Below are 14,529 nucleotides of genomic sequence, written 5' to 3'. Positions count from 1 at the left end.
AATATATGTTATCCTATCGAAATAGGAATTGTGTTAAATTAAACTGATTGTGTATTATTTGACAAATTTAAAAACCTTCAAATCAAAAACAAATAATTCCCCTTAATCTTCTTCAGGCTCTACGATATATTCAATGGCTTTAGCTAAATCGAAATCTTTTTCGGTAACGCCATTTTCACTGTGTGTGGATAATGAAATAGTGAGAACATTGTAAACGTTTGTCCAGTTAGGGTGGTGGTCTAAAGCTTCACATTCAAAAGCAATTCTACTCATGGCACTAAAGCAGTCTTTGAAATTTTCAAATTCGAATTCGCCATGAATTGCATCATCATAATATTCCCAGTCTGGTAATCGAAGTAATCTTTTTTCAATATCTTGTTTTGAAAGTTTGCTCATAATTTGTACGCTTTTTAGTGTTCTACAATTTACGTAATTGCAGGTTTCTAATCAACTATAATTTCAATTCACTTAAAATATCGTCACTTTTAAGACGCAGATGTTTTGGTAGTTTATTGAATTTTGGTAACACGGCTAAATAACGCTCTTCATTAGTAGTATAAACTTGTTTGAAAATGGCTTTTTGCTCTAAATCATAAGAAGATAAAATCTCTTTTACAAAGTCGTCATGATGCACCAAATCTTCACTTCCTAGGTGAAAAACACCAGATTTATTTCGGTTAATGATATAGTGAATTTGTTGTGTCACTTTAGAATCGTTCGTGACATTCATTACCAAATTAGGGAACACTTCAATAGGTTCATTTGCCTTAAAAAAATGAAGGATCTCTTGAATTCTTGGCGATTGTGAACCAAAAACCATTGGAAGCCTAATAATAGCAACCTTCTCTTTTGGTAAGCGCAATAACATATTTTCAATTTTTATTTTGAAATGGCCAAATATGCTGTTACTATAAGTTTTATCTAGTTCATAGCTCGGGAATTTACTATAAGCATCAAAAACGTTTGCCGAAGATAAAAAGAGTAATTTTACACTATTGTGAAGCACGTATTCCGCAAGATGCTGATGTAGCATGACTTGTTTTGAGAAATCGCCTCGTAGTGCAGAAATAATTATGGTGGGCTTTACAATATCAAGAATTTCGTAAATATCATCTTCTTCGAAATTATATTGAAAAAAGTGTTTATTCTTTTCATAAGTGCGATTACTAACATTGTAAGTGCCAAAGGTTCTAAAATAGGGGCAGAGTTCCTTATAAATAGCACCTCCAAGGAAACCACTCGCACCTAAAATTAAAATTCTATGTTTGTTTTCACGCTTTAACATAAATGAGCCATCAAATTACAAATCTCTAAAATATAGAAAGTTTGGTTTTGGTAGTAAATTGCTCTAATGCGAGCATGCCCAATTTAGAATTGCCTTTTTTATTTAGGCCAGGAGACCAAACGGTTATCACGAATTTTTCAGGTAAAAGGGCTACGATACCACCTCCAACACCACTTTTCCCTGGCAATCCAACTTCAAAAGCGAATTCACCAGCTTCGTCATAAAAACCACAAGTTAACATTAATGCGTTAATACGTTTTACTTGCTGATTGGTAATATGCGCTTTGTTTTGTAAACAACTTCCTTGATTTGCAAATAAATAAAAGGCCTTGGACAGCTGACTGCAAGTCATTTCTAGTGCACATTGATGAAAGTAGAAATCTAAAACAACATCAACAGGGTTGTTTAAATTGTTGAATGATTTTAAAAGATTGGCTGTAGCGTAATTTTTAAAACCCGTAAGTTTTTCAGAGTTGGCTACATCTTTATTATAAGTTATGCTGTTATCACCTGTTAAATCTCGAATATAATCTAAGAATTCTTCTTTAGGGTTTTCTAAATTAGAAACTAATATATCTGCTATTACTATAGCCCCAGCATTAATAAAAGGGTTTCTAGGAATGCCATTTTCAACTTCTATCAAGGCTAGATAATTGAAGGGGTTTCCACTAGGTTCCACGTCTACGCGTTTCCAAATATCCTCTCCAATGAGCGACATGGCTTTAGATAAAGCCAAAACTTTAGATATACTTTGAATTGAAAAAGGTTTTTCAAAATCACCAACACCAAAAGTTTCACCTTCTGAAGTTCTTAAATGAATGCCAAACGTATCACTGTTAATATGAGCCAATTCTGGTATGTAGGATGCTACAATGCCTTTATCCTTTGCGTTAATTGTATCATGATAAATAGCATTTAGAATGGCTTGATAGTCCAACATATAATTATTTGTAAAAAGGTAATTTAACAACTGTTGCAGGAACAGCGTTCTTTCTAATTTGAATATTAATTTTGCTGTTAATATCAGTAAATACAGGAGGAACATAGCCTAAACCAATACCTTTTCCAAGGCTCGGGGACATGGTTCCAGAAGTAACAACGCCAATTTTATTTCCGTTATGGTCAACAATGTCATAACCTTGACGCGGTATACCACGCTCATCCAATTCGAAAGCCACTAATTTACGTTCTGGACCATGTTCTTTCTGCGCTTTTAAGGCTTCAGAATTTGTAAAGTCTTTAGTAAATTTTGTAATCCAGCCTAAGCCAGCTTCAATTGGAGATGTGGTATCATCAATATCATTTCCATATAAGCAATACCCCATTTCTAAACGTAAAGTGTCACGAGCGGCTAAACCAATTGGTTTGATGCCATATTCAGCGCCCGCTTCAAAAACTTTATCCCAAATTTGCTGCGCTTCACTGTTTTTACAATAAATTTCAAATCCGCCACTACCAGTGTAACCAGTAGCTGAGATAATTACATTTTCAATCCCAGCAAAATCACCTACTACAAAATTATAGAACTTGATAGCAGCTAAATCATGACTGGTAATGCTTTGCATGGCTTCAATGGCTTTAGGGCCTTGAATGGCTAAAAGTGAATAATCATCACTCAGGTTTCTCATGGTTGCTCCAACATCATTTTTAGACTGAATCCAATTCCAATCTTTTTCGATATTGCTCGCATTCACCACTAATAAATAGGTTTCTTCTTTAATTTTATAAATAATCAAATCATCTACAATACCACCATCATCATTAGGTAAACAACTATATTGTGCCTTACCAATAGTTAATTTTGAAGCATCGTTAGTTGATACTTTTTGAATTAATTCAAGGGCATGCTCACCTTCAACTAGAAATTCCCCCATGTGAGATACATCAAAAACACCAACGGTTTTCCTAACCGTTTCATGTTCTATATTGACACCTTCGTATTGTACAGGCATATTGTATCCTGCAAAGGGCACCATTTTAGCACCAAGGGCTTTGTGAGTTTCTGTTAAGGCTATATTTTTCATGGTATATATTTTGATTGTTGCACAAAAGTATCGAAATTAATTTGGTTTAAAGTGAGGTGTTTTTGTTAAATACCGTTAAAAAGGGACTCCTTTTAATAATGAAATTTGTATCAGAGTACTCATAATAAGTAAAGGATATTACTCATAATTTTTATAATTAATAACAAAATAACTTCATTTTAGACATAATGAGAATAAAACAGAATAATTTTTACGGATAACTAAGAAGTTAAAGTTTGTGTTTTACATATTATTATACTTATTTTTGAGTATTGCTATCTCTCAATGTCACAAACACTTCACACTCTAAAATTTAAAGATTTAAAACGTAAAACTTCTTTTAAGTTGGCGTTGAATATCTATTTGGCTGCTATACTATTTAATTTTTATTATGCCTTTATAAGCTTTGAAAAAGGATTAACAGCCTCTTTTTTTCTAATTTTATTGCCACTTATAAGCTTTACTATAAGTGTTTATGCTTTTGTTATTAAGCGTAATTATATCATTGGCCCTTATATTGTTTTTTTATTTTTAGGCAGTGCAACGATGGGATTAACATATTTAGAGGGCATCATGTCTGGCTATTATTGGTTTCAATTTGGATTGCTTTTTTCACTACCATATGTCATCCGTAGAGAGGTGTATTTTAAAAGACATACCAGTATTCTGTATGTAATAATGTTATTGTTTTTAGTTGTTACGTTTTCAATCTCCCCTCTATATTCTGAATATTACACAGACTTAACAAAAGAACAGATTCATTACCGTTTCATGCTTAATTCTGCTATTAATTTTGGCGTTATGATGGTGTTCTCTTTGCAAGCATTAAGTTACAATAAATCAATCATAAAGAAAATTTCGTTCGACAAAGAAAATGCTGAAAGTGAAAAGGACCGTCGTACTAAAGTCTTATCAAATTTAGGTCATGAATTGCGAACTCAAATTAATAGCATCAATGGTGTTACCCAGTTAATTTTAGGTAACGATTCACTTGAAAATAAAAACAAAAGGTATTTTGAAATATTAGACCATTGTAATAGCAATATGCTTTTATTGGTAAATGATATGTTAGATGTTCATAAAATTGAATCCGGGCTTTTTGAACTCTCTGAATCACCAAAAGTGTTGTATGATTTCCTATTGAAAATTACAATACCATTTATAAACAAGGCGGAAGAGAAAAATCTTGTATTACAGTCCTCTATAGACTATAAGTTAAAAGGGGTTATTGTGAATGTGGATGAAAAGCGGATTGCTCAAGTAATTTATAATCTCATTTCAAATGCTATAAAATTTACAGAGCAGGGTAGCATCACTTTTTCTGCTGAAGTTATAGATTTAAACGACCGTCAAGTTGTTATTAAATTTGTGGTAGAGGATACAGGAATAGGCATTGCGCCAAAAAATCTATCAAAGGTATTTGAAAGCTTTCATCAAATAAAAAATGAGAAGAATCCTGTTTATGGAGGTACAGGTTTAGGCCTATCGATTTCTCAATCGATTATAAAAGCAATGCACTCTGAAATCCATATTGAAAGTGTTGTAAACCAAGGGTCTCGTTTTCAATTTCCTTTAGCTTTAAATCTTACCAGTTTAGTGCCTGAAAAACAGGAGAAAGATGTGTTTTTTACAGATGACTTTAAACTAAATTTAAACATATTGTTAGTTGAGGACAATATGGTAAGCATGATGTATGCTAAGAAGCTACTAGAAAAACACGTAACTAAGATAGAAGAAGCTACAAACGGGATTGAAGCTATAGAAAAAGTAAAACAGAATAAAGCTATTAATTTAGTGCTTTTGGATTTAGAAATGCCTAAAATGAATGGGTTTAAAGCGATTGAACACATTAAAAAAATCAGGCCAGATATTTCTGTTATTGCTTTTACAGCTAACATTCCAAGTACCGAATTCGTTTCTAAACTTGATAACCTTGGCTTTGATGATATACTTTCAAAACCTTTTAATAAAGAAGCGCTCTTTACCGTATTAAAGAATCATACTAGAGAAATAGCTAATTTAAACTAAGCTGATTAGTTTAGAATTTGGAGCTGAACTTATTCTAATAATGTTATAACTGCGTCATTAACATCTTGATAATTTGTAAGATTAATATTAGAAAGGCTATTGATATTAAAGAGCTTTCCTCGTATATTTGTTAGAAACCAACCTCACAAATGACAAAAAACGCGCCCTCAAGAACGGATAAAAACGAATGTTTTTTTAGAAATTTTATACTAATAACCTTTCTTGTTGTTTTGACCTTTAATGGCCATTCCCAAATAAATTATGAGTACGCTAAGAACAAAAACTTTTATCTGGGATCTTACGGAAGAGTAGGTGTCGATTGGTCTTTTGAGAACGGCGGCTCTGTTGGTAGACGCTTAAACCTGAATAATATGGGAAGTATTGGCGGCCGACTAGAAGAGCAGGATTATTTAGAGTTGGTTCCTAATTTAGTATTTAAACCGCAAAAAGGTGATAGCACTGAAATTCATGTTCAAATACGTTTATCAGCGTATTCTACAAGTTTAACTTCAATAGGAAATACATCGACTTCAAGTGTTGGAGGGTTAACCTTAGCTTTACCAGAACTCTACGCTGAAGCTAGAAATATTAGAGGCTCTGGTTTAAATATATGGATTGGTTCACGCATTTATCGTGGCGCTGATGTTCATATCGCCGATCATTTTTATTTTAACGATCATTCTGGACAAGGCGTTGGCGCTGAATATAAAAATAGTAGATTATCCACAATTTTTGTAGCTTCAGTAGATACTACTTCTACTTTACCACCATATTTTTATCTTAATATAAAAACCGGTACACCAAGTGCAGCATTAAGGCAACGCACTGTTTTTATTGGCGAACATGATTTTAATATTGATGATGCTAATAGTATTACGGCGCTTGCAGAATACCATCATATGGAAAAAGGTGAAGATGATGGCTTATCTAATGAAACTGAAGACGATTTAGAAGAGGCTGTTAATTATCCTTCAGATTACGGTTATGTTCTCGGTGCTCGATATCATAGGCAGTTTAAAAAGCTCAAATCTGGTTCTTTTAATGATTTCACCTTACGCTATGGTGCTGGTATCGCTAATGGGGGAGATGGAGGCCTCTCAAAAACATGGCTCACTTTTGGCGCTCCAGATGAAAATAGTTTACGGTTTAAAAACGCCTATTCCTTGGCTTTAGTAAATCATACGGTTTTAAATATCTCTGATAATTACACTTTTAACGGATATGTTATTTACACCAAAAGTAAAGGAGGCTCAGATTTAGATAACTTAGCACCCACTTATTTCGAAAAGGAAGTTTATAATCGGAAAACGGATTTCACTATCGGTTCAAGGAATGAATTTTTTCTAACGGATTATTTTCATTTGTTGGCTGAACTCCATTATTCACAACGAAAAGATGGTACGAATCCCTATGCTTCGATGGTAAAACTAAGTGTCGCTCCTGTTTTAGTACCCACAGGCTTGCGCGACATTTGGGCACGTCCGCATTTAAGATTTGTAGCCTCGGTAGCCCGTTATAACGATTATGCCATGGAAAGTTTGTATTCACCTTATCTACAATTTTCAGGCGAAAACAGATGGGGTTATTACTTAGGGTTTAAAGCTGAATGGTGGCTTTGGAAATAAAAAACTCGTTTAAAAAATAAATTTCAAACGAGTTTTATAGTCTGTATAAGTAACTTCTATTTATTTAAAAGATACGCTTTTAAGTCGTTATAATTAGAAACCACTGTGGCTTCTTTTTCTTTCCCCATAACCGATTGAATTTGTTCTGGTAGTGGTTGTTCTTCTTTAATCACTTCTTCAACAACATCTAAGAATTTAGTTGGATGGGCTGTTTCTAAAAACACACAATGTGCTTTTGGATTTTTTTCTAAATGTGATTTGCAACCTAAATATCCAACAGCACCATGAGGATCTGCTACATAATTATATTGATTGTAAATTTCTAACATCGCTTCTTTGGTTTCATCATCTGAAAAACTGTAAGAAGACACATTTTGCTTTAAACTCTCAAAGTTATTTTTATAAATTTCTTGAATTCTAATGAAGTTACTTGGCGCACCAACATCCATGGCGTTGCTTATGGTTTGAACTGATGGTTTTGGTTCGTATAATTCACTTTGTAAATAACGTGTTACCACATTATTTTCATTGTTAGAAGCCACAAAATGTTTAATTGGTAAACCTAGTTTTTGTGCCATCATTCCTGCACAAACATTACCAAAGTTTCCACTAGGTACAGAAAACACAATATTATCATGATCGTTATGTAATTGCTTATAAGCAAACATGAAATAAAATAATTGTGGTAACCAACGGGCCACATTAATAGAATTTGCAGACGTTAATTGCATTTTAGTGGTTAGGCTTTCATCTAAAAAGGCTTCCTTAACCATGGCTTGGCAATCATCAAAAGTTCCGTTAACTTCTAAAGCTTTAATGTTTTGTCCTAGTGTAGTTAATTGCTTTTCTTGAATATCGCTAACTTTTCCGCTAGGATATAATATCACAACATTCACACCTTTAACACCCAAAAATCCATTTGCTACAGCACCACCAGTATCTCCTGAAGTCGCTACTAAAACAGTCACTTCATTCGTGTTTTCTTTATTAAAATAACCTAAACAACGCGCCATAAAACGGGCTCCAACATCTTTAAATGCCATGGTTGGCCCATGAAACAACTCTAAAGTAGAAATGTTTTCATTGAGTTTCACAACAGGAAAATCGAATGATAAAGTTTCTTCAACAATGGTTTTTAATACATCCTCTGGAATTTCAGGTGAAACAAATTGTTTAATCGCTTCAAAAGCAATTTCAGCATGTGATAAATCATCAATGTTGTCGAAAAAAGACTGAGGTAGAGGCGTGATACTTTCCGGAAAGTAAAGTCCTTTATCTGGTGCTAATCCTTTTACAACTGCGTTTTCAAAAGTTGTATTTGGTGCTTTATGATTAAGTGAGTAATAGTTCATGGTTTTGAAATTGACCGAAGACCGATGAAGGAAGACGGGGGATTGTTGATGTTTAATTATTGACCGAAGACCATTGACGGAAGACGGAAGATTGTTTACGTTTCAGTTGAAAAGTATATTTTTTATGTTTTACAAAACTAATTATCATATTAATAAATGTAATCGTTTCTGTTGTTAATTTATATTTTTTCTAAAGGCACTCATCATATTCATAAGATGATAAGATTCATCGTATAATTCGGTAAATTGTATTTCTGTAATATAGTTTCTTCTTTTTGCTTTGAATAAACAAGTTACAACTTCTGCTAATGAACGTATAGAATAACCTATAAATTTCTTCTGTTCAGGATTTGATTGTCCTATAGAACCTTCAGAAATATTTAAGGCTATTGAATCTGATGCTCTACAAATTTGAGAAGATAGGTTGAACTTTTCTTTATCAGGAAATACCAAAGAGAGTTTATGTATTACCTCTCCAAAATCCATGGCTTTTTGCCAAATGATAAGCTTTTCAAATTTAAATTTGTCCATTTTTACTTTTTTGACCGGTGACCAATGACCGAAGACGGGAGATTGTTTCCGTATGTGGTTGTATGTTTTTCATTAATATTCATATCTTTGACCCGTCACACGTTTTCTGTTATTACCTTTTCACATAAGAGTAAGCTCTTCTGTCATCCGTGACCTGTCTTTCGTCATTATTTTTCACACACAAGAGTAAGCCCTTCTGTCAATCCGTCTTCCGTCATAAAACCTTCACGCCACTCGTATTAATCTTCGACACATGAATATCGAAAGCAATACCTGTTTTCGAATAAATACGTTCCATGGCTTCTTTGACTTTGTTAGCGGTTTCTAATCCTTTATTCAATGAAAAAATTGAAGGACCAGATCCTGAAATTCCACAACCTAAAGTACCTGCATTTAGCACAGCTGTTTTTACATCATAAAAGTGTGGGATTAACTGGCTTCTATACGGTTCTACAATGACATCATGTAACGAATCTTTAATTAAATCGTAATCTGAAGTATGTAATGCATGCACCAAACTACCCACATTAGCCCATTGTGTAATGGCATCAACTAAAGACACTTCCTTTGGTAAAATTCCTCTAGATTCAGAGGTTTTAATTTCTATTTGCGGATGAATAATCGTTGCGTAAATATCTTCTGGCGACGGAATCTCTAAAATCTGTAATGGTTTTATGCTTTTCACTAAAGTAAAACCACCAAAAAGAGCAGGAGCGAGGTTATCGGCATGTTCACATTTACTCGCTAAGGCCTCTCCTTTAATAGCAAATTCGGTAAGTTGTGTTTTGTTAAACGGACGCCCAATAAGCTCGTTCATTCCAAAAACGCTACCCACAGCACTAGCTGCGCTACTTCCAATACCACTACCTGGTTTAATATTTTTGTAGATTTCAATTTCAAACCCGAAATCTACATCAATAGCATCATACATGGCTAATGCAGAAACTCCAGCGACATTCAATTCAGCTTCATAAGGCAAATCAAAACCTTCAATTCGCGTGATGTGAATGCCTTTCTTTTCAACTTTTCGTATGACCATGTCGTCTCCAACGCTGTCTAAGCAAAAACCTAAAACATCGAATCCACAAGCCACATTGGCGACGGTTGCAGGAGAAAATACTTTTATTTCATTCATGCTATCTATCAAATAATTTTCGGCTGCGCTAGAACAAAAACTAGAATTTTTTTCGTGTAACATTTTCTTAATTTTTAAGCGCTAATTCTTAATCGTTTCCAACTCTAATAATATCCGCAAACAAACCAGAGGCTGTTACATCGGCTCCAGCACCCGCACCTTTAATAATCATAGGTTGTTTTGGGTAACGTTGCGTGTAGAACATCACGATATTGTCGCTTCCTTCTAAGTTATAGAAAGGATGTCCTTCAGGAATTTCCTGTAAACTTACGTTCGCTTTGCCATTGTCAAATGAGGCTACATATTTTAACTGGCAATTGTTCGCTTTCGCGGAAGCATAAAGTGCTTGATAATGCGCTTCATCCTTCACTAAAGTCTCATAGAAATCTTCAACAGTGTCACTTTTTAAACCTGATTCAGATAAAAATGATTTGTTATCAATATCTTCTAAATTCATTTCTACACCACTTTCTCTGGCAAGAATTAAAATCTTACGAGCTACATCCACACCACTTAAATCAATTCTTGGATCAGGCTCTGTATAACCCTCAACACCAGCTTGTTTCACAACATCGTAAAACTTAGTAGAATCGTTAAAGTTGTTAAATACAAAGTTTAAACTTCCAGATAATACCGCTTGGATAGATTTTATTTTATCACCTGAAGCTACCAAATTATTAAGCGTATCAATAATAGGTAATCCTGCACCAACATTAGTTTCAAATAATAACGGTGCATTATATTTTAATGATAAACGTTTTAGTAATTTATAATTTTCAAAATCACTAGAACAGGCAATTTTATTACAAGCCACCACACCAATACTTTCTCTTAAATATTGTGCGTATAAATCGGCTACATTTTTATTCGCAGTAACATCCACAAAGATGCTATTACGTAGGTTTAAACCTTTTGTTTTTTCAAAAAAACCTTGTAACGTAGCATCTTCTCCATCGTTTAATTGAGCTTTCCAATTGGTTAAATCGATGCCATCTTCTTTAAAAAGCATTTTTCTTGAATTTGATAATCCAACAACACGCATTTTAATTTTCAGGTTGTCTTTTAAGAATTTCTTTTGTTGGTGAATTTGCTCAACCAAACGCTCTCCAACATTTCCAACACCAGTAATGAATACATTAAGTTGTTTTGTGTTCGTTTCAAAAAACTGTTCGTGTAAAGTGTTTAGCGCTTTTTTTACATCATTTTCAGCAATTACTGCGGTAATATTCTTTTCTGAAGCACCTTGAGCAATAGCTCTAACATTCACATTATTTTTTCCTAGGCTACTAAACATTTTACCGCTTATCCCTTGGTGGTTTTTCATGTTATCACCAACCAATGCGATGATAGATAAACCTGTTTCAATTATGATTGGCTCAATTTTATTTAATGCAATTTCGTTTTCAAACTCCTCATCAATTGCAATTTTAGCATTTTCAGCGTCTTTTTCTTCAATACCTAAACAAATAGAATGTTCTGAAGATGCTTGCGTAATCATGATGATATTAATTTTCTCTTGCGATAAAGTTTCAAACAAACGTTTTGAAAAGCCTGGAATACCAACCATACCACTACCTTCTAAAGTTAGCAAGGCAATGTCACTAATATTACTAATTCCTTTAACAGGTGCTACAGAATTGGTTTCATCATTAGAAATAATGGTTCCAACAGCTTCTGGTTCAAGCGTGTTTTTAATATGAATAGGGATTCCTAAATTTAAAACCGGTTGTACCGTTGGTGGGTACAATACTTTTGCACCAAAATGCGATAATTCCATAGCTTCTTGATATGAAATTTTATCGATAGGGTAGGCTTGTTTTACCAATTTCGGATTCGTTGTGTACATACCACTAACGTCTGTCCAAATTTCCAACTGTGCTACTTTTAAAGCAGCAGCGATAATGGCTGCTGTAAAATCTGAACCACCACGACCTAAAGTTGTTTGTTCTCCTGCTTTAGATTTTGAAATAAACCCAGGAAGAATCGTTATTTTTTGAGGTGCTGATTTAAAGTAATCTTGAAAATTTTTATCTGTTATTTTATAATCAACTTCAGCTTTTGTGAAATTTGAATTGGTAACGATAAGCTCTTGAGAATTTTTTCTTTCCGCAGAACCACCTCTGTTTTTTATAGTTTCAGCAATAATAAACGAAGAAAGTAATTCACCAAAACTCACCAATTTATCTGATGTCTTAGGTGATAATTCGTTAATTAAGAAAATACCTTCTAACAAACTCTTTAAGCTGTTTAACTTCTCCGAAACATAATTCAAAATGGTTTCGCTCTTATTTGGATTTAATTCCTTTATAATTTCGAAATGTCTTTCTTGAATGCCTTTAAAAGTTTCTAAGAATGCTTGATCCTTATTTTGTGCTTGTTTTCCAGCTAAAAGTAATTGATCTGTAATCCCACCAACTGCTGAAACCACACAAATTACAGTATCTTTTTCACTGTAATTTTCTAAAATACTAATAACTTTATTTATGTTTTTTGAAGAACCTACTGAAGTCCCTCCAAATTTTAAAACCTTCATTTTTTAATGAATTGATAATTAAAAATAATAATTGAATTGTTGTGATTTAAAAAATCACAAATGTTGTCCGAAGAATATGTAATTAGCAACCCCAAAGGGTTGTAATATTTGTAGTTGTACCAAATGTAGAAACGATTCCTCTTGTTGAAAAGGAATTTATAGCGTTAATATTTTGGCTGAAATGATTCATTATAATTACATAGTACACCTCAAAAGTATTATTTTTAATGTTATAAAAAAACTTTAATAACCTTTTTGCAGTATTCTTATATTGAATCCAGTTTCATAAAAAAAAAGTGACAAACCTCAATAAGTACTGAAAAATCCACAATAAAATTTCAAGATGAAAATATTTTCAAAAGAACAAATTTACGCAGGTGATAAATTAACTTCCGAAAGGCAAAAAATAAGCTCTGTTGAATTAATGGAGCGCGCCGGAGTTCAGATTTTTAACTGGATGCATTTGCGCATGCAAGGTGCTCAAGTTCCTATACACATTTTCTGTGGTATTGGTAATAATGGCGGCGACGGACTGGTAATTGCTAGACATTTGATTATCCACGGTTACAACGTTAAAACCTATATCGTAGATTACAGTAATAAACGAAGTGATGATTTTTTAGCACACTATGAAAGGTTAAAAGGGGTAACGAAGTCTTGGCCAGAACCGATTCATGCTGTCGGTGATTTTCCAGAGATTGGCCCAAAAGACATTATTGTTGATGCTATTTTTGGTATCGGTTTAAACCGTCCTGTAAGCAATTGGGTAAAAGAATTGTTTATGCATTTCAGAAAAAGTAAAGCCTTTACGTTGGCTGTTGATGTGCCTTCTGGATTGTTTACAGATAAAGCTGTTGAAAACGAAAACGATGTGGTTTGGGCAGGATTCACCTTAAGTTTTGCTTCACCTAAATTGATTTTCTTTTTACCTGACACCGCAAAATATACCGCTCAATGGGAGATTTTAGATATTGGATTAGACCCTGAATTCCTATTAACTACAGAAACAGAAGCCGAATTCATTGGTAAGGCTGAAGTTTTACCAAATTATATGCCAAGAGAACGCTTTTCACATAAAGGCGATTTCGGACATGCATTAATTATTGGTGGTAGTTATGGTAAGATTGGGGCGGTGACTTTAACTGCCCGAGCAACATTATCGGCTGGTGCTGGGTTGGTTACCACACTCATTCCTAAATGTGGATACAACGCCATGCAAGCTTCTTTTCCTGAAGCTATGGTGATTACCGATAGTGATGAGGAAAAAATAACAAAAATTAATTACAACATTGAACCTACTGTAATAGCCTTTGGAATAGGAGCGGGGACAGACGAACAAACCATTAAAGCTTTTGAGACCTTTTTAAAAGCTAATAAAGCACCTTTGGTTATCGATGCTGATGGCTTAAACATGTTATCTAAGAAAAAGAACTTATTAAAATACCTTCCTGAAAACAGCATTTTAACACCACACCCAAAGGAATTAGAACGTTTAATTGGCGTTTGGAAGGATGATTTTCAAAAGTTAGATAAGGTAAAAGCGTTTACTAAAAAGTATAAAGTGATTTTAATTATTAAAGGCGCTTATAGTATTACTGTTTTTAACGACAAACTGTTTGTGAATTCAACTGGAAACCCCGGATTGGCAACTGCCGGAAGTGGCGATGTGTTAACAGGGATTATAACAGGCTTATTAGCGCAAGGCTATCACCCAAGTGTTGCTGCGATATTTGGTACTTATTTACATGGAAAATCGGCCGATTTTGCTGCTATGGAATTAGGGTTTCAAAGTTTAATAGCAAGTCATATTATAGAGTTTTTAGGTGATGCGTTTTTAGACTTGTTTAAAGCGCCTGAAGCACCTACACAACCAGAAACTTCTGCACCTAAAGAAAAGACTAAGAAGAAAACAAAGTAGAAGTATAATAGAGACTTTAAAGTGATGAATAACCACCAAAAACTAAGGTCTTTAACATAAAAAAGCTGTTTTAAAAGTGAAAATTCACTTCTAAAACA

11 protein-coding genes are annotated in these 14,529 nt (G+C 33.7%); 3 read left to right on the top strand and 8 right to left on the bottom strand.

What is annotated here, in order from left to right; translation table 11 throughout:
* Positions 1–102: 102 nt before the first annotated feature.
* From Q4566_RS04970 to gcvT, 4 genes are read right to left on the bottom strand one after another with little or no spacing between them, the layout of a single operon-like run.
* Positions 103–396: a 4a-hydroxytetrahydrobiopterin dehydratase gene (locus tag Q4566_RS04970; protein ID WP_303419046.1), complete on the bottom strand. Its 294-nt coding sequence runs from the start codon at positions 394–396 to the stop codon at positions 103–105.
* 55 nt (positions 397–451) lie between these two features.
* Positions 452–1,285: a sugar nucleotide-binding protein gene (locus tag Q4566_RS04965; protein ID WP_303419043.1), complete on the bottom strand. Its 834-nt coding sequence runs from the start codon at positions 1,283–1,285 to the stop codon at positions 452–454.
* A 25-nt stretch (positions 1,286–1,310) separates the two neighbouring features.
* Positions 1,311–2,225 carry a glutaminase gene (locus Q4566_RS04960; RefSeq protein ID WP_303419040.1) on the bottom strand — a complete coding sequence of 305 codons (915 nt, stop codon included), beginning with the start codon at positions 2,223–2,225 and terminating at the stop codon, positions 1,311–1,313.
* A gap of 4 nt (positions 2,226–2,229) precedes the next feature.
* The gene (gcvT, locus tag Q4566_RS04955; RefSeq protein ID WP_303419037.1) at positions 2,230–3,309 is read right to left on the bottom strand and encodes a glycine cleavage system aminomethyltransferase GcvT; all 1,080 of its coding nucleotides are present in this window, start codon (positions 3,307–3,309) and stop codon (positions 2,230–2,232) included.
* 285 nt (positions 3,310–3,594) lie between these two features.
* Here gcvT and Q4566_RS04950 point away from each other — a divergent pair, with 285 nt between their 5' ends.
* Together Q4566_RS04950 and Q4566_RS04945 are read left to right on the top strand one after the other, a co-directional pair.
* A complete protein-coding gene (locus Q4566_RS04950; RefSeq protein ID WP_303419035.1) occupies positions 3,595–5,337 on the top strand; it encodes an ATP-binding protein in 1,743 nt (580 codons plus the stop codon).
* 149 nt (positions 5,338–5,486) lie between these two features.
* Entirely contained in the window at positions 5,487–6,962 is a 1,476-nt protein-coding gene (locus Q4566_RS04945) for a carbohydrate porin (protein WP_303419033.1), read from the top strand.
* A 56-nt stretch (positions 6,963–7,018) separates the two neighbouring features.
* Here the strand turns inward: Q4566_RS04945 and thrC are convergent, their stop codons facing one another.
* The 4 genes from thrC to thrA all read right to left on the bottom strand — a co-directional run bounded on the left by thrC (position 7,019) and on the right by thrA (position 12,513).
* A complete protein-coding gene (thrC, locus tag Q4566_RS04940; RefSeq protein ID WP_303419030.1) occupies positions 7,019–8,314 on the bottom strand; it encodes a threonine synthase in 1,296 nt (431 codons plus the stop codon).
* Between the two features lie 174 nt (positions 8,315–8,488).
* Positions 8,489–8,845 (bottom strand): four helix bundle protein, encoded by a 357-nt coding sequence (locus Q4566_RS04935; RefSeq protein ID WP_303419027.1) that lies wholly within the window; start codon positions 8,843–8,845, stop codon positions 8,489–8,491.
* A gap of 214 nt (positions 8,846–9,059) precedes the next feature.
* A complete protein-coding gene (locus tag Q4566_RS04930) occupies positions 9,060–9,980 on the bottom strand; it encodes a homoserine kinase (protein WP_303419271.1) in 921 nt (306 codons plus the stop codon).
* Positions 9,981–10,068: 88 nt separating this feature from the next.
* Positions 10,069–12,513: a bifunctional aspartate kinase/homoserine dehydrogenase I gene (gene thrA / locus Q4566_RS04925; protein WP_303419026.1), complete on the bottom strand. Its 2,445-nt coding sequence runs from the start codon at positions 12,511–12,513 to the stop codon at positions 10,069–10,071.
* Between the two features lie 343 nt (positions 12,514–12,856).
* Here thrA and Q4566_RS04920 point away from each other — a divergent pair, with 343 nt between their 5' ends.
* The gene (locus Q4566_RS04920; RefSeq protein WP_303419023.1) at positions 12,857–14,431 is read left to right on the top strand and encodes an NAD(P)H-hydrate dehydratase; all 1,575 of its coding nucleotides are present in this window, start codon (positions 12,857–12,859) and stop codon (positions 14,429–14,431) included.
* Positions 14,432–14,529 lie beyond the last annotated feature (98 nt).

The organism is Tamlana sp. 2_MG-2023 (assembly GCF_030548465.1).
In the GTDB taxonomy this organism is placed as follows: domain Bacteria; phylum Bacteroidota; class Bacteroidia; order Flavobacteriales; family Flavobacteriaceae; genus Pseudotamlana.
This window is presented reverse-complemented; position numbering and strand designations above follow the sequence as displayed.